The sequence below is a fragment of the Dietzia sp. IN118 genome (assembly GCF_032905965.1).
Lineage (GTDB): Bacteria > Actinomycetota > Actinomycetes > Mycobacteriales > Mycobacteriaceae > Dietzia > Dietzia kunjamensis.
Map to the genome: position 1 here is coordinate 821,284 of NZ_JAUMSR010000001.1, position 15,779 is coordinate 837,062.

Here is a 15,779-nt window from a genome sequence, read left to right on the forward strand (position 1 = left end):
GCTGGATGGGGTGGTGCTGGTGAGTGGTGTGGGGCCAGGTGCCGGGCCAGTGGTGCCGGGTGCCCGGGCTCTCCGGTGCTCTCCGGGGCTGTCCGGGGCTGTCCGGGGCCTCAGGCCGGGGTGGCCACGGACTTGATCTCGAGGTACTCCTCGAAGCCCTCGCGGCCCCTCTCGCGGCCGATGCCGGACTGCTTGTACCCGCCGAAGGGCACGTCGGCGCCGTACCACTGGCCGCCGTTGACGCCGAGGGTGCCGGTGCGAATGCCGGCCACGACCTTCTCGATCCGCTCGGGGTCGGTGCCCCACACGGCTCCGGACAGGCCGTACGGGGAGTCGTTGGCGATCCGGATCGCATCGGAGTCGCCATCGTGGGGGATGACCACCAGGACGGGGCCGAAGATCTCCTCCTGCGCCACGCGTGCCGAGTTGTCGAGACCGGAGATGAGGGTCGGCTCCACCCAGAACCCGCGCTCCATGCCCTCGCCGGTGGGGCGACCGCCGCCGATCTCGATGGTCCCGCCCTCCTGGCGCGCCAGGGCGATGTAGCCCTCGATGCGCTCGCGCTGGACCGCGGAGATGACCGGGCCGCAGAAGGCACCCGGGTCGTTGGGGTCCTTCGGGGCGAATGCCGCCATGGCGCCCTTGGCCGCCTCGACCGCCTCGTCGTACCTCTCGCGGGGCACGACGAGGCGGGTGGTCAGCGCACAACCCTGGCCGGCGTGCGTACACGCGTTGAGGGCGGTCATGAAGCACGCCGAGTTCAGGTCGGCGTCGTCCAGCACGACCGCGGCGGACTTGCCGCCGAGTTCGAGGAAGACCTTCTTCAGCGTCTCGGCGGCGGCGGCCATGATCTTCTTGCCGGTCGCGGTGGATCCGGTGAAGGAGACCAGGTCGACGCGAGGATCGGTGGTCAGCTGTTCGCCGAGGCCGTGGTCGGACGACGACACCACGTTGAGTACGCCGGCGGGGATGTCCGTCTCCTCGGCGGCGATCCGGGCCACGGCCGCGGCGATGAGCGGGGTGTCGGGGGCGGGCTTGAGCACCACGGTGCAGCCGGCGGCCAGCGCGGGGCCGATCTTGGCGAAGTTGATCTGGTTGGGGAAGTTCCACGGGGTGATGGCCCCGACGACGCCGATCGCCTCGGGCCGGGTCGAGCGGTTGGAGCGCACGCCCATGATCTCGGACTCCCCTAGCTCGGTGACCCACTCGTAGGCCTCCACCAGGTCGGCGAGCCAGCCCAGGTCCGCGACGGGCCCCTCCAGCTGGGGGCCGGTCGTGAACATGTGGGGCGCGCCGACCTCGGCGATGGTCAGTGCCCGCAGCTCCTCGATGTGTCCCTGAAGTGCGTCGCGGAGCTGGCGCAGGCACCGCGCACGGAACGCGTGGTCCCAGGACCAGTCGGTGGTGTCGAACGCGGTGCGCGCGGCGGCGATGGCCGCGTCCATGTCCTCGCGCCCGGCGTCGGCGGCCCGGCCGATGACCTCCTCGGTGGCCGGGTTGAGGACGTCGAACGTGGCGCCCCCGGTCGCGGGTCGCAGCTCACCGCCGATCAGCAGGGGGGCGGTGTCGGCGATGCTCGTCGTCACTTCGGAGCCTTCCGTCGTGGTGGGTCGATTCAGCGGTGGATCGATGCCGAGGTGGATCGATCCAGAGTGGCTGGACAGCTGTCTAGACGATAGTCCGGACGGTGGTGTACTGTCCAGACACATGTCCAGTGATCTTCGGTTCGAATCGACGCGGCGCAGGCTCAACGGCCAGCAGGCCGAGACCGTCGACCGCCTGACCAGCGCGGCGGTCGAGGTGCTGCGGGAGAAGGGTCCGGGAGGCCTGGCCGTCCGTGCCGTGGCCGCCAGGGCCGGCGTCGCACCGGCGACCGCCTACACGTACTTCTCCTCCAAGGGCCACCTCATCGCGGAGGTGTTCTGGCGCCGTCTGGACGACCACGTGACCGAGGCCGCCGACGGTGGCTCCGCCGCCGACCGGGTGGTCGCCGTGTTGCGCGACGTCGCGCTCCTCCTCGCCGACGAGCCGGAACTGTCGTCGGCCGTCACCGCCGCCCTGTTGGGCGACGACCCCGAGGTATCCCACCTGCGGGTACGGATCGGCGCCGATATCCGACGTCGCCTCGTGGCGGCGTTGGGGGAGCGGAACGACGACGAGGTGGTCCAGGCGCTGGAGATGGTCTACGCCGGGGCACTCGTCCGGGCGGGCATGGGCTACGGCTCCTACTCGGACATGGCAGACGCGATCGAATCCGCAGCACGACTGATCCTGAGGTGACGCCCGAGATGACCACCGCGACGCCCGCTCCGCTCGTGTTCAGCCCGTACGACTACGCGGTGCACGAGGATCCCTACCCGTTCTACGCCCGTCTCCGCGCCGAGGCGCCCGTCTACAACAACCCGGACCTCGACTTCTGGGCGCTGAGCAGGCACGCGGACGTCCGCGAGGCGTTCCGCGCGCCGGACGTGTTCTCCAACGCCATGGGGGTCTCGCTGGACCCCGCCGCGTACGGGCCGCACGCCTACAAGACGATGTCCTTCCTCGCGATGGACGATCCCCGCCACGCCCGCCTGCGCAAGCTGGTGAGCAAGGGGTTCACCTCCAGGCGCGTGGACGCCCTGTCCGAGGGGATCTCGAGGATCTCGCGGCAGCACTGGGACGAGTGCCTGGCCCGGTCCCGCGACGGGGAGACCATCGACTTCGTCGACGACTACGCGGGCAAGCTGCCCATGGACGTCATCTCGGATCTCATGGGCGTACCGGAGGTCGACCGGGCCGAACTGCGTCGGCTGGCCGACCTCGTCATGCACCGCGAGGAGGGCGTGCAGGACGTGCCGGAGGACTCCATGGTGGCCGCGCTCGACCTCATCACCTACTACCAGGGGATGGTCGCCGAGCGTCGTACCGCCCGGACCGGGGACCTCACCTCCGCGCTGCTCGACGCCGAGATCGACGGCGAGAAGCTGGACGACGACGAGATCCTGTCCTTCCTGTTCCTCATGGTGGTGGCCGGTAACGAGACCACGACCAAGCTTCTGGCCAACGCCCTGTTCTGGGGCCACGAGTACCCCGGCCAGTCGCGGGCCGTGCTCGACGGACGTGGCGATCGAGGAATGGCAGGCCGCCAGTCCCCACTACGCCCGCCGGATGAAGGACGCACTGTCGATCACCGGCGACGGGGTCGCCGAGATCTTCAAGGGCTTCCAACTGGACGTGGGCGCCCCGCCGGAGTTCATGGACTTCCGGTACTCGGTGACCGACCACGACAACGGTGAGTTCTGGCTGGACCACTGTGGAGCCCTCATGGACGTCGAGCCGATGGGGGACCGGCTGGTCACCACCATGTGCCACGACATCGAGGACCCCACCTTTCCCGCCACCGCGCTGGCCACCAATCCGCTCGCGGTCGTCGAACCCATCCACCGCCCGCTCCGCGCCCCGGGAGGGCCGCACCCCGCACTGCCACTGGCGGGTGCGGATCGACCCGGACGGCGAGCCGTTCCCGGTGCCCGGACCCGCGCTCGAGTCCGCGTCCAGCCGGATCATCGACTTCCGGTTCGACCCCCCGGCGCCCCGGGACACGACCGGCGAGGGCCCGCGCGACGACTACGCGGGACCACTGCTGACCGACCTGGTCTTCACCGAGTTCACCTCCGCCGCACTCATCCGGATCACCCGCGAGGTCTATCTCCAGATGCACCTGCTCGCCGTCGGTTTCCACCAGTCGGTGCGGCGTCGGTCGGACACCGAGACGGCGGACCGGCTCCTCGCCTACCAGGCCACCGGCATCGCCGGTGTCGCGGCGGGACGGATCCGCGAGGTCCTGGGCGTGGGCCCCGACGCGCTCGGCCTCGCCGCGGTACTCGACGTGCACCCTCTCGCCGGGCCCACCGCTTACACCGGCTACTCATCGGAGGTGTCCGCGGACGGTACCGAGCTGACGGTCCGCTGGGACACCGCCGCCGACGGGTTCGCCGACGACACCTGGCTCCCGCTGCTCGCCCGGGACGGGCTCCGGCCCCTCGCCGCCGCCGCGCAGGCGGTCGACCCGCACTGGACCGTGGAGCGAGTCCCGACGGACGGCTCGCACGTGGAGGCGGTCCTGCGGTTGGGCGACGAGCCGGCCACGGAGGGCGAGGAGGTCGCCGTCACCCGCATCAGCACCGGCGCGGCGTTCACCTTCGGACCCACCCGCACCCCGCTCCCCATCACGCCCGTCTGAACCGACCCCACCCGACGAGTCCGCTCCACCCGAGTAGCCCGCCCCGGAGGACCCCGTAATGGCACACACCCTGGCAGATCTCTTCGAGCACGCGGTCGACGCGTACGGACGCGACCGGCTCGCGGTGGTGGAGGACGACCGCCGGCTCACCTACGCGGACCTGGAGGCCGAGGCCAACCGGTGGGCGGACGGGCTGGCCTCCCGGGGGGTGGGGCCCGGCGATCACGTGGCGATCCACCTGCGCAACGGGGCGGACTGCATCGCGCTGTTCCTCGGCGTCCTCAAACTCCGTGCCGTGCCCGTCAGCATCAACTACCGCTACGCGGGATCCGAGCTGGGGTACCTCTACGACTACTCCGACTCCTGCGCCCTGGTCTTCCATCGCGAGTTCACCCCGGCGGTGGCGGGTGCGGCCGGGGACGCGGAGCGGCTGCGTCACCTCATCGTGGTCGAGGACGGATCCGGGGCGGGGGAGCTGCCGTCCGGCACGCTCGACGCCCGGGAACTCCTCGCCGCGGCCTCGCCGGACCGGGCGCCGGTGGAACGCATCGCGGACGACCTCTTCCTCGTCTTCACGGGCGGGACCACCGGCAAGCCGAAGGGCGTGATGTGGCGCCAGGAGGACCTGTGGCGCAGCCTCGGCGGGGGCAGCGACTACTACACCGGGGAGCCGGTGCCCGACGAGTACCACCAGTCCCGTGCCGGCCTGGGCGGGGACCCCGCGCGCTACCTCGTCCTGCTCCCGCTCATCCACACCTCCGGGCTCATGCCCTCGTTCACCGCCCTGGTCTCCGGGGGCACGTGCCACTACCTGCCGCACTTCCGGGCGCCCGACGTGCTCGAGGAGATCGAGAGCGAGAAGATCCAGATCGTCGTCCTCGCCGGCGACGCCATGGTGCGGCCGATGCTCGAACGGATGCGCGGCACCGGTGCCGACACCTCGAGTGTGTTCATGGTCAGCTCCGGCGCCGCCCTGTTCTCGCCATCGGTCAAGGCCGAACTCTTCGAGCTGCGCCCCGATCTCATGATCATGGACGCGTTCGGGTCCTCCGAGAGCGGCTTCGGCGGGCTGGGAGTCGTGACGAGGGCGAACGTCGACGACGGGTCCCTGTTCGCAGACCACGGCCCCCGCATCCCCCGGGGCAGCGGCCTGCAACTGGTGGACGACTTCGACGAGCCGCTGCCCGACGACTCCACCGAGATCGGCTGGATCGTCAAGGCCGGCTACCAGCCCAGTGGCTACTACAAGGACGCCGCCAAGTCGGCGGAGACGTTCCGCGAGATCGCCGGGACCCGGCGGGTCTTCACCGGCGATCGCGGCAGGTACGACGGCCCGGACACGATCATCATGCTCGGCCGGGGCAGCCAGGTGATCAACTCCGGTGGCGAGAAGATCTTCGCCGAGGAGGTCGAGTCGGCGCTCAAGGCAGCCGAGGGCGTGCAGGACGCCGTGGCGCTGGGCGTGACGGACGAGCGGTTCGGCCACCGGGTCGGGGCGGTGCTCCAGTGGGATGACGGCCACACCGGGGACTTCGCGGCCCTGGAGGAGGCGCTGCGCGCGACCCTGGCGGGGTTCAAGATCCCGGTCGCGTTCTGGGTCGTCGACAAGGTGGAGCGGCACCCCAGCAGCAAGACGGACTACGGGTGGGCCAAGCGGACCCTCGCCGCCCGCGGACCCGACCACGACCGCCGGCAGTGACCGCGCTCCACCTGGGCGGGCGGGCGTACGCCGTCACCGGATCCTCGCGCGGGATCGGGTCCGCGGTGGCCGAGGACCTGGCGGCCCGGGGTGCGGACGTCGTGCTCAACGGCCGGGATCCACGGGCGCTGGCCGAGCAGGTCGACGACCTCGCGGCACGGTCGACCGGCCGGATCCGCGGCGTCGCCGGGTCGGCGCACGAGCCCGCCGTCGCCGAGGAGCTGCTCGCCCGGGCGAGGGAGGGGGACTCGGTCGTGGGCGGGCTCATCACGTGCGCCGGGGTGCCCGAACCGGCGGGGTCGTCGATCCTCACGGTGTCCCACGCCGATTTCGCCGACCTCATCGACGCCCACCTGGGCACGGTGTTCGCCCCGTGTCGCGTCTTCGCGCCACACCTGGTGGAGGCGGGAACGGGTGCGATCGTCACCACGTCGTCGTTCGCCTGGAAGGGCGACTACGGCGGGACCGGCTACTCGGCCGGCAAGGGCGCCGTCACCTCACTCACCATGGCGATCGCGGCGGAACTGGCCGAGCACGGGGTCCGGGCGAACGTCGTGTGCCCCGGCGCGCGCACCCGTCTGTCCAGTGGTGAGGCCTACGAGGAGCAGATCCGGGACCTGGGGCGCCGGGGAATGCTCGACGAGCTGAGTGTGGCCGGGGCACTGGACCCGGCGGGCCCGGAGTACGTCGCACCCCTCTACACCTATCTCGTCTCCGACCTCTCCGCGGGGATCACCGGGGGCGTCTTCGCCGGATCGGGCGGCTTCGTCGGACGATTCCCCACGCCGGAGGCGCAGATCCTGGCGTACCGCGATTTCCACTCGCATGCGCCGTGGACGCCCGAGGAGATCGACGGCTTCCTCCGGACGTGAGCCGCCTCGGGACCCGCGTCGCGTGGCGGCCGCCCGCGGACCGCGCACCGGACGGGGACGACCACCTCGTCGTCGTCGCCCGTCCTCGCACGCCCCGGACGGCGTCCACCGTCAGCGCAGTGCGTCCTCGCGGAACTCACCGGGGAAGTCCACCGACGGACCGTTGTCGACCTCGCCGCGGCGCAGCTCCACCCGCCTGATCTTGCCGGAGATTGTCTTGGGCAGGTCGGTGAACTGCAGGCGCCGGACCCGCTTGTAGCCGGCCAGGTGGGTGCGCGAGTACTCGAAGATCTCGCGCGCCGTGGCCTCGGTGGGCTCCCAGCCGCCGGCCAGGACGACGAAGGCCTTGGGCACGCTCAGCCGCACCGGGTCAGGGGAGGGGACGACGGCGGCCTCGGCGACGGCCGGGTGCTCGAGCAGCACCGATTCCAGCTCGAACGGCGAGATCCGGTAGTCGGAGGACTTGAACACGTCGTCGGTGCGCCCGACGTAGGTGATGTAGCCCTCCGCGTCGCGGGACCCCACGTCGCCGGTGTGGTAGAAGCCGTCCGCGTAGGCGGCGTCGGTGCGCTCGGCATCACCGTGGTAACCGACCATCAGTCCAAGCGGGCGGGGGTCGAGGCGCAGGCAGATCTCGCCCTCCGCGCCGTCGCCGGCGAGCTCCCGACCGGTGGCCGGGTCGACCAGCACCACGTCGAAGCCGGGGCACGGGCGGCCCATCGAGCCGTCCTTGATGGGCTGGCCCGGGGTGTTGGCGATCTGCACGGTGGTCTCGGTCTGGCCGAACCCGTCGCGGATCGTCACCCCCCACGCGTCCCGGACCCGGCCGATGACCTCGGGGTTGAGCGGCTCGCCCGCGCCCACCGCCAGGCGGGGCGGGACCTGCAGCTGGGTCAGGTCGGCCTGGATGAGCATCCGCCACACGGTCGGGGGGCAGCACAGGCTCGTCACGCCGCAGCGGTCCATCTCGCGCATCATCGCCGCGGCGTCGAAGCGCGAGTAGTTGTAGATGAACACGCACGACCCCGCGATCCACGGGGTGAAGACGTTCGACCAGGCGTGCTTGGCCCAGCCGGGGGAGGAGACGTTGAGGTGGACGTCGCCGGGCTGGAGGCCGATCCAGTACATGGTCGACAGGTGGCCCGCCGGGTAGGAGGCGTGCGTGTGCTCGACGAGCTTGGGCTTGCTCGTGGTGCCGGAGGTGAAGTACAGGAGCAGGGTGTCGTCGGCGTGGGTGGTGTGGGTCGGTTCGAAGTCGGGGGAGGCGTCCATCGCTCCGGCCAGGTCGGTCCAGCCCTCCGGCGTGCCGCCCCGCTCGTCCCCGCCGACCGAGATGCGCTGGTAGTCGCCGGAGATGTCGGCGAACCGTTCGGCCAGCTCGCCGCGCGCGATGACGTGCTTGATGCCGCCGCGCGCGATGCGGTCCCGCAGGTCGCCCTCGGCGAGCAGCGTGGTGGCGGGGATGACCACGGCACCGAGCTTGATCACCGCCAGCATGACGTCCCACAGCTCCACCTGGTTGGCCAGCATGAGCAGGATGCGGTCGCCGGGCTCGACGCCCCGCTCACGCAGCCAGTTGGCCGTCTGGTCGGACCGGACCCGCATCTCCTCGAACGAGTACTTGGCCTCGGTGGGGGCGCCGCCGCCGTCGTTCTCCTCGACGATCCACAGGGCGGGGTCGTCGTTCCCCTCGGCCTGGACGTCGAACCAGTTCAGTGCCCAGTTCCACTCGTCGAGCTCGGGCCAGGCGAATCCGTCCCGCGCGGCGTCGTAGTCCAGCGCGTGTGCCTGGAGGAAGTCGCGGGCGGCGCGGAACCGGACGGTGGCCTCGGTGGGCAGCGGGGGCATGGATGCTCCTTCGACGGAACGTATGAGTGAGTCAGCTCACAGTAGGGCTGCCGCGAGGGCTGGCGGTACACCCGAAAGGGGAGGGTCCGGGGTCGACCGGGGCCCGGCTATGGATTACTAGGAGTTGCAAGTATATGGTGATGGGCATCACGGGACAGGGGTGAGCGGGCTCAGACGCGCGCCGCCCCACTGAGGAAGGGACGTCCATGTCGGATCTCAGGCAGGTCGAGCACTACATCAACGGCGCGCGGGTCGCGGCCACCGGGGGGCGGAGCCAGGAGGTGCTCAACCCCAGCACGGGCAAGGCGCAGGCGGTCGTACCACTGGCCACCACGGCCGAGGTCGACGACGTCATCGCCAAGGCAGCCGCCGCGCAGAAGGCGTGGGCCGCGCAGAACCCGCAGAAGCGCGCCCGCGTGCTCATGCGGTTCGTGGACCTGGTCAACCAGAACATGGACGAGCTCGCCGAGCTGCTCGCGATCGAGCACGGCAAGACCACGCCGGACGCCAAGGGCGACATTCAGCGCGGCCTCGAGGTCGTTGAGTTCGCGATCGGCATCCCGCACCTGCTCAAGGGCGAGTTCACCGAGAACGCGGGCACCGGCGTGGACGTCTACTCCATGCGCCAGCCGCTGGGCGTCGTCGCCGGCATCACCCCGTTCAACTTCCCGGCCATGATCCCGCTGTGGAAGGCCGGCCCGGCCATCGCGTGCGGCAACGCCTTCGTCCTCAAGCCCTCCGAGCGGGACCCTTCCGTGCCGGTGCGCCTGGCCGAGCTGTTCACCGAGGCGGGCCTGCCGGACGGCATCTTCCAGGTCGTGCACGGCGACAAGGAGGCCGTGGACGCGATCCTCGACAACGACACGATCCAGGCCGTCGGCTTCGTCGGGTCCACCCCGATCGCGCAGTACATCTACTCCAGCGCCGCCCGCACCGGCAAGCGCGCGCAGTGCTTCGGCGGCGCCAAGAACCACGCGATCATCATGCCGGACGCCGACATGGACCAGGTCGCGGACGCCCTGGTCGGAGCCGGTTTCGGCTCCGCCGGCGAGCGCTGCATGGCCATCTCCGTGGCCGTCCCCGTCGGCGAGGGCACGGCCGAGGCGCTGCTCGAGAAGCTGCTGCCCAAGGTCAAGGAGCTCAAGGTCGGTCACAGCCACGACCCGCAGTCCGACTACGGCCCGCTGGTGACCCCCGAGTCCAAGGCCCGCGTTCTGGACTACATCGATCAGGGCGAGAAGGCCGGCGCCGAGCTCCTCGTCGACGGTCGCGGTGTGGGTGCCTACACCGGCGAGTTCAACGGTGAGGACATCTCCGAGGGCTACTACGTGGGCCCGACGCTCATGGACAAGGTGACCCCGGACATGAGCGTCTACACCGACGAGATCTTCGGCCCCGTCCTCGTGGTGGTCCACGCCAAGGACTTCGAGGAGGCGCTGAGCCTGCCCAACGACCACGAGTACGGCAACGGCGTGGCGATCTTCACCCGCGACGGCGACGCCGCCCGTGAGTTCGTCTCCCGCGTCGAGGTCGGCATGGTCGGCGTCAACGTGCCGATCCCGGTCCCGATCGCGTACCACACCTTCGGTGGCTGGAAGAAGTCCGGATTCGGCGACCTCAACCAGCACGGCCCGGAGTCGATCAAGTTCTACTCCAAGGTCAAGACCGTCACGCAGCGCTGGCCGTCGGGCATCAAGGACGGGGCCGACTTCAACATCCCCACGATGGACTGACCGGCTCGCCCCAGGAGAGGAACACCCATGTTCACGCTTGATGACGACGACAAGGTCATCGTCGACGCCGCACGCGACTTCTCGGACAAGCGGATCGGTCCCAAGGCGCAGGAGTGGGACGAGACCCACCACTTCCCCAAGGACGTCCTCCGCGAGGCCGCCGGGATGGGCATGGGCGCGATCTATGTCTCCGAGGAGGTCGGGGGCAGCGGGATGCGTCGACTGGACGGCGTGCGGATCTTCGAGCAGCTCGCGCGCGGGTGCCCGTCGGTGGCGGCGTACCTGTCCATCCACAACATGTGCGTGTGGATGGTCGACGAGTTCGGCACCGACGAGCAGCGCCGGCAGTGGATCCCCGAGCTGGCCTCGCTCGAGAAGTTCGCCAGCTACTGCCTCACCGAGCCGGGCGCCGGGTCGGACGCGGCGGCGCTGCGCACCAAGGCGGTCCGCGACGGTGACCACTACGTGCTCAGCGGCACCAAGCAGTTCATCTCCGGGGGCGGCCAGTCGGACGTCTACCTGGTGATGGCCCGGACCGGGGAGGCCGGCCCCAAGGGCATCTCGGCGTTTCTGGTCCCGGCCGACTCGGACGGGCTGAGCTTCGGCCCCGACGAGCGGAAGATGGGCTGGAACGCCCAGCCGACGGCGCAGGTGATCATGGAAAGCGTCCGGGTTCCGGCCGCCAATCTCATCGGCGGCGCGGACACCGGCGGGGAGGGGCTCGGCTTCACCATCGCGATGCGTGGACTCAACGGCGGGCGCATCAACATCGCCGCCTGCTCGCTGGGTGGGGCCCAGGAGGCGTACTCGCGGGCCGTGGCACACGTGCGGGACCGCGAGGCGTTCGGCGGTGCGCTCATCGACGAGCCGACCATCCGGTTCACCCTGGCCGAGATGGCCACCGAACTGGAGGCCAGTCGGCTCCTGCTGTGGCGCGCCGCCGCGGCGCTGGACGCCAAGGAGCCGGACCACGTCGAGCTGTGTGCCATGGCGAAGCTGTTCGTCACCGACCGGTGCTTCGACATCGCCGACCGGTCGCTGCAGCTGTTCGGCGGCTACGGGTATCTATCCGAATACGGAATCGAGAAGATCGTGCGGGATCTGCGGGTGCACCGCATCCTTGAGGGCACGAACGAGATCATGCGCGTCGTCGTCGGCAGGGCCGTCGCCGCGCGCGGACTGGGAGCGTAGGAATGACCAACGAACTGCCGACCGTCGCTTTCCTCGGCCTGGGCAACATGGGCGGTCCCATGGCGGCCAACCTCGTCGGTGCCGGCCACGAGGTCCGCGGTTTCGACCCGGTTCCCGCCGCGCAGGAGGCCGCGCGTTCGGCCGGTGTGACCGTGTGCGGGACGCCGGCCGAGGCGGTCCGTGGTGCCGCGGTCGTCATCACGATGCTCCCCAACGGCGCGCTGGTCACCTCGACCTACGACGACGTCCTGGGTGAGGCGGAGGCCGGAACGCTGTTCATCGACTCGTCCACCATCTCGGTCGACGACGCCCGGGCGGTGCACGCCAAGGCCGTCGAGGCGGGGATGCTCCAGGTGGACGCCCCGGTCTCGGGCGGGGTGAAGGGCGCGACCGCGGGGACGCTGGCGTTCATGGTGGGCGGGGAGGACGAGGCCTTCGCCGCGGCGCAGCCGGTGCTCGAGCCCATGGCGGGCAAGGTCATCCACTGCGGCGCCGCGGGGGCCGGCCAGGCCGCCAAGGTCTGCAACAACATGGTGCTGGCCGTCCACCAGATCGCGATCGGCGAGGCGTTCGTGCTCGCGGAGCGGCTGGGGCTCGAGCACCAGGCCCTGTACGACGTCGTCACCGGGGCGACCGGCAACAGCTGGGCCCTGCACACCAACTGCCCCGTGCCCGGCCCGGTGCCCACCTCCCCGGCGAACAACGACTTCACGCCCGGCTTCGCCACGGCCCTGATGAACAAGGATCTGGGACTGGCCCTGGCCGCGCTGGAGAGCACCGGTACGGTCGCGCCGCTCGGTGCGGCGGCCGCGGCCCTGTACGACGAGTTCGCGCAGGACAACGGTGGCAAGGACTTCAGCGCCATCATCACCAGCATCCGCGATTCCGCGCGGAGCTGACCGTCTCCACTCTCGGGAGCTGACCATGACCACCCTTCGACCCAGTGATTCGGACGCCGTCCTCGGAGCCCTGCGCCGCGCGCGGCAGGAGTCCGCGCTGCCGATCGTGTTCGCGGGGCAGGCCGACGGCGAGACGGCGAAGCTCACCCGCTTCATCGGCGTGCGCACGAACTCGATGCAGGGTCTGGCCGTGGCCAAGGGCCGGGGGCTCGGTGGGCACGTCATGGCGTCGCGGCGTCCCGCCACGGTCCGCGACTACGAGGACTGCTCGAGCATCACCCGCGACTACGCCGATGCGGTGGAGCAGGAGGGACTGCGGGCCATCATCTCGGTGCCGGTGATGGTCTCGGGCGTCGCGCGGACGATCCTCTACGGGTCGGCGCGGGTGGCCACCCAGCTCGGCGACCACGTCGCCAGGACGTTCAACTCGGTCGCCTCGGACCTCGCCGCGGAGTTCCAGGTCAGGGACGAGGTCGACCGACGGCTGCGGATGGCGGACCTCGCCGCCGCGGAGCACCCCGTCGGCTTCGAGGCCGCGGACCGCGAGCAGCTGCGCGTTCTCCACGGAGAGCTACGGGCGATCGCCGCGGAGCTGGGTGACCCGGCGTTGCGCGACCGGCTCCTGGCCGCCGGGTCCGCCCTCGCCGGCGTGGGTCGGTCTCCCGAAGCCGGGGGCATCCCGGTGCCCGCCAAGTCGGTGCTCTCCCCGCGCGAGATCGACGTGCTGGCCCAGGTGGCGCTCGGTTGCTCGAATGCGGAGGTGGGGGCGCGGCTGTCGCTGTCCCCGGAGACCATCAAGGCGTATCTGCGCAACATCGGGACCAAGCTCGGTACGCGGTCGCGGATGGAGTCCGTCGCGCGCGCCCGGCTCCTCGGCGTCCTGCCCTGAGGCGCCCCGACCGGCCCCCGTTGCGAAGAGCGTTCCGCACACATCGCCCGAGAGGACAGTGTGCGGAACGCTCTTCTCGTCGCGCGCCGACGCGCTGGCGAGGGCGGCTCTACGGCGCCGCAATCTCCCGGTCCTGCAACGCGACCCGCACGCCCGTCGCGGGACGGGTGAGCATCCGCGTCCACGGGAAGCGTTCGACCTCGGCGACCGGGTTGGTCGCGACCTTTCCGAACGAGTCGAGCAGCCTGCTCATCTGCCGGGCCCGGCGATCGGCCTCCGCCGGGGTGAGCGGGAGGCCCGCCCAGCGGAACGCCGCCCGACCGAACGGCGTGGTGGTGTCGCCGTAGACCGTGCCGGTACCGCTGCGCGCCCAGTCGCCGAGCATCCCCTCGAGTTCACCGGCGACCAGCTCGGAGAACCGTGCGGCGCGCTCGTCGTCATAGGCCATGTCGGCGAGTGCGTTCTTGCGTACCTCGTGCGCGCGGCCGTCGAGTCCGTGGACGGCGCCCGGGCCGAAGAGTGGATACCGGATGAACGGGTGGGTCGAGGCATCGGGCGCGCTCCTTCGGGCTCGTGGTCGGCGTCTCGCCCGTCACCCCAGGGAGACCCGCGGCGGTGCGATTCCGGTCCGGCGGCGCCGGGTTCACCCGGCCGCGACGTGATCCGGATCACCGACCATCCACTTTCGGGTGTATCGGGTGTGGTCCCAGTCACATATCTTTTCCTCAATCGACGTAGATGCGTCGGCGATCACCCGCCTCGCCGGAGGTCCGATACCCGGCGAACCCGACAAGACTGGAGTTTGTCTTGACGCAGTCCATGAACACCCCACCGGGGAACGCGGCACCGCGGTCCTCCGCGGTTTCACCGGTCAAGCCGAAGACCTCGCTGAAGAAGGTCGCCGCGGCGTCCTCGATCGGCACCACGATCGAGTGGTACGACTTCTTCATCTACGGCACCGCCGCCGCGCTGGTCTTCCCGACCCTGTTCTTCCCGGGCCAGGACCCCGCCGCCGCGACGTTGTCCTCGTTCGCGACGTTCGCCGTCGCATTCTTCGCACGCCCCGTGGGTGCCGCCATCTTCGGCCACTTCGGTGACCGGATCGGCCGCAAGCGCACCCTGGTCTGGACGCTGATCATCATGGGCGTCGCGACCGTGTTCATCGGTCTGCTGCCCGGCTACGAGACCGGCGCGTTCGGCGTCTTCGAGGGCGGCATCGGGATCTGGGCGCCGACGCTGCTCGTCCTGTGCCGCTTCTTCCAGGGCTTCGCGGTCGGCGGCGAGTGGGCCGGAGCGACCCTGCTCACGGCGGAGTACGCCCCCGAGGGCAAGCGCGGGATGATGGGTATGTGGCCCCAGCTGGGCGTGGCCTTCGCGTTCTTCCTGTCCTCGGGAACGTTCCTGCTGTTCTCCCTCATCGCCGGTTCCGGTGCGGACGTCGACAGCCCGTTCATGCAGTACGGCTGGCGCATCCCGTTCCTGCTCTCCGCCGTGCTGGTCCTGATCGGTCTGTGGATCCGGATCTCGGTCGAGGAGACCCCGGTCTTCCGTCAGAACCAGGAGCGTCAGGCCAGGGAGGCCGCCGCGACCGAGGCCGCCGACAAGGCCGCGAACAGGGCCCCGGCCCCCAAGACGCTGCCGTTCGCGGATGCACTCCGCTACCAGTGGAAGGAGATCCTCATCGCGGGTGGCGCGCTCACCTCGCTGTTCTCCCTCTTCTACATGGGCACCTCGTTCCTCACGAGCTACGCCACCGGGACCCTCGGACACTCGCGCCCGTTCGTCCTCGGCATGGGCATGATCGCGGCCCTCGTCTTCGGTGCCGCCATCGCGCTGTCCGCGTTGTTCTCGGACCGCATCGGTCGTCGGAAGGTCATCGGGACCTCGGTCGGGCTGGCGGTGCTCTGGACCATGTTCATCTTCCCGATCCTCGACACCGGTTCGGCCTTCGCGTTCGGGTTGGTCCTGTTCGTCACGCTGATCATCTTCGGTATCGCCTACGGCCCCGCCGGTGCGCTGCTCCCCGAGCTGTTCATGTCCCGCTACCGCTACACCGGCGCCGGCCTCGGCTACAACCTGGCGGGCATCCTCGGTGGTGCGCTGCCGCCCCTGGCCGCCGCCAAGATGATCGGTGACGGGAACACGCTCGGCGTCGGCATCATGCTGTGCGCGCTGTCCGTGATGTCCTTCATCTGCATCCTGCTCATGAAGGAGTCGAGCAAGAACGTGATGCACGCCGAGACCGAGGACATCGCCACGACGGACGCCTTCGCCTCCGAGGTACCGTGACCCGTTCCTGACGCCCTCGCGTCACCCACCGCCACACGGCGGTACCCCACGAGCAGCCGCGCCCGGCCCCACCCGAGAGGGGGCCGGGCGCGGTGTCGTGTCCGGGGCCCGGAGATCGCCCCGGCACGCTGACC

The 15,779-nt window shown here is 70.6% G+C and carries 13 protein-coding genes; 10 read left to right on the plus strand and 3 right to left on the minus strand.

Annotated features, from left to right (window positions below):
• Positions 1 to 110: 110 nt before the first annotated feature.
• Positions 111 to 1,586 carry an aldehyde dehydrogenase gene (locus Q2K20_RS04050; RefSeq protein ID WP_119192168.1) on the minus strand — a complete coding sequence of 492 codons (1,476 nt, stop codon included), beginning with the start codon at positions 1,584 to 1,586 and terminating at the stop codon, positions 111 to 113.
• A gap of 121 nt (positions 1,587 to 1,707) precedes the next feature.
• Here Q2K20_RS04050 and Q2K20_RS04055 point away from each other — a divergent pair, with 121 nt between their 5' ends.
• The 5 genes from Q2K20_RS04055 to Q2K20_RS04075 all read left to right on the plus strand — a co-directional run bounded on the left by Q2K20_RS04055 (position 1,708) and on the right by Q2K20_RS04075 (position 6,796).
• Positions 1,708 to 2,280 carry a TetR/AcrR family transcriptional regulator gene (locus Q2K20_RS04055; protein ID WP_119192167.1) on the plus strand — a complete coding sequence of 191 codons (573 nt, stop codon included), beginning with the start codon at positions 1,708 to 1,710 and terminating at the stop codon, positions 2,278 to 2,280.
• Positions 2,281 to 2,288: 8 nt separating this feature from the next.
• Entirely contained in the window at positions 2,289 to 3,278 is a 990-nt protein-coding gene (locus Q2K20_RS04060; RefSeq protein WP_269501886.1) for a hypothetical protein, read from the plus strand.
• A gap of 197 nt (positions 3,279 to 3,475) precedes the next feature.
• Positions 3,476 to 4,225, plus strand: coding sequence for a hypothetical protein (locus Q2K20_RS04065; protein ID WP_269501884.1), 750 nt, complete (start codon positions 3,476 to 3,478; stop codon positions 4,223 to 4,225).
• Between the two features lie 58 nt (positions 4,226 to 4,283).
• Complete coding sequence (locus tag Q2K20_RS04070; protein WP_132063014.1) at positions 4,284 to 5,924, plus strand: AMP-binding protein; 1,641 nt, start codon at positions 4,284 to 4,286, stop codon at positions 5,922 to 5,924.
• Entirely contained in the window at positions 5,921 to 6,796 is an 876-nt protein-coding gene (locus tag Q2K20_RS04075) for an SDR family NAD(P)-dependent oxidoreductase (protein WP_132063012.1), read from the plus strand. The genes Q2K20_RS04070 and Q2K20_RS04075 overlap by 4 nt, the downstream gene beginning before the upstream one ends.
• Before the next feature lie 111 nt (positions 6,797 to 6,907).
• On the opposite strand, the gene Q2K20_RS04080 is transcribed toward Q2K20_RS04075, so the two are convergent.
• On the minus strand, positions 6,908 to 8,644 hold the full coding sequence (locus Q2K20_RS04080; protein WP_163375589.1) for an AMP-binding protein: 1,737 nt from the start codon (positions 8,642 to 8,644) through the stop codon (positions 6,908 to 6,910).
• Between the two features lie 206 nt (positions 8,645 to 8,850).
• Here Q2K20_RS04080 and Q2K20_RS04085 point away from each other — a divergent pair, with 206 nt between their 5' ends.
• From Q2K20_RS04085 to Q2K20_RS04100, 4 genes are read left to right on the plus strand one after another with little or no spacing between them, the layout of a single operon-like run.
• Positions 8,851 to 10,377, plus strand: coding sequence for a CoA-acylating methylmalonate-semialdehyde dehydrogenase (locus Q2K20_RS04085; RefSeq protein WP_069388529.1), 1,527 nt, complete (start codon positions 8,851 to 8,853; stop codon positions 10,375 to 10,377).
• A gap of 27 nt (positions 10,378 to 10,404) precedes the next feature.
• Positions 10,405 to 11,568: an acyl-CoA dehydrogenase family protein gene (locus tag Q2K20_RS04090; RefSeq protein ID WP_268098362.1), complete on the plus strand. Its 1,164-nt coding sequence runs from the start codon at positions 10,405 to 10,407 to the stop codon at positions 11,566 to 11,568.
• A 14-nt stretch (positions 11,569 to 11,582) separates the two neighbouring features.
• The gene (mmsB, locus tag Q2K20_RS04095) at positions 11,583 to 12,467 is read left to right on the plus strand and encodes a 3-hydroxyisobutyrate dehydrogenase (RefSeq protein WP_069388531.1); all 885 of its coding nucleotides are present in this window, start codon (positions 11,583 to 11,585) and stop codon (positions 12,465 to 12,467) included.
• A gap of 25 nt (positions 12,468 to 12,492) precedes the next feature.
• Entirely contained in the window at positions 12,493 to 13,356 is an 864-nt protein-coding gene (locus tag Q2K20_RS04100; RefSeq protein WP_069388528.1) for a LuxR C-terminal-related transcriptional regulator, read from the plus strand.
• A 109-nt stretch (positions 13,357 to 13,465) separates the two neighbouring features.
• Here Q2K20_RS04100 and Q2K20_RS04105 read toward each other — a convergent pair whose 3' ends face one another.
• Positions 13,466 to 13,804, minus strand: a complete 339-nt coding sequence (locus tag Q2K20_RS04105; RefSeq protein WP_268098360.1) for a hypothetical protein — start codon at positions 13,802 to 13,804, stop codon at positions 13,466 to 13,468.
• 371 nt (positions 13,805 to 14,175) lie between these two features.
• Here Q2K20_RS04105 and Q2K20_RS04110 point away from each other — a divergent pair, with 371 nt between their 5' ends.
• The gene (locus Q2K20_RS04110; protein ID WP_069388526.1) at positions 14,176 to 15,645 is read left to right on the plus strand and encodes an MFS transporter; all 1,470 of its coding nucleotides are present in this window, start codon (positions 14,176 to 14,178) and stop codon (positions 15,643 to 15,645) included.
• Positions 15,646 to 15,779 lie beyond the last annotated feature (134 nt).

Excerpts from the sequence above, each read along its gene's own strand:
- Q2K20_RS04055 (WP_119192167.1), top strand. The coding sequence starts at position 1,708 with ATGTCCAGTGATCTTCGGTTCGAATCGACGCGGCGCAGGCTCAACGGC.
- Q2K20_RS04060 (WP_269501886.1), top strand. The coding sequence starts at position 2,289 with ATGACCACCGCGACGCCCGCTCCGCTCGTGTTCAGCCCGTACGACTAC.
- Q2K20_RS04070 (WP_132063014.1), top strand. The coding sequence starts at position 4,284 with ATGGCACACACCCTGGCAGATCTCTTCGAGCACGCGGTCGACGCGTAC.
- Q2K20_RS04080 (WP_163375589.1), bottom strand. The coding sequence starts at position 8,644 with ATGCCCCCGCTGCCCACCGAGGCCACCGTCCGGTTCCGCGCCGCCCGC.
- Q2K20_RS04085 (WP_069388529.1), top strand. The coding sequence starts at position 8,851 with ATGTCGGATCTCAGGCAGGTCGAGCACTACATCAACGGCGCGCGGGTC.
- Q2K20_RS04090 (WP_268098362.1), top strand. The coding sequence starts at position 10,405 with ATGTTCACGCTTGATGACGACGACAAGGTCATCGTCGACGCCGCACGC.
- Q2K20_RS04100 (WP_069388528.1), top strand. The coding sequence starts at position 12,493 with ATGACCACCCTTCGACCCAGTGATTCGGACGCCGTCCTCGGAGCCCTG.
- Q2K20_RS04105 (WP_268098360.1), bottom strand. The coding sequence starts at position 13,804 with ATGGCCTATGACGACGAGCGCGCCGCACGGTTCTCCGAGCTGGTCGCC.
- Q2K20_RS04110 (WP_069388526.1), top strand. The coding sequence starts at position 14,176 with ATGAACACCCCACCGGGGAACGCGGCACCGCGGTCCTCCGCGGTTTCA.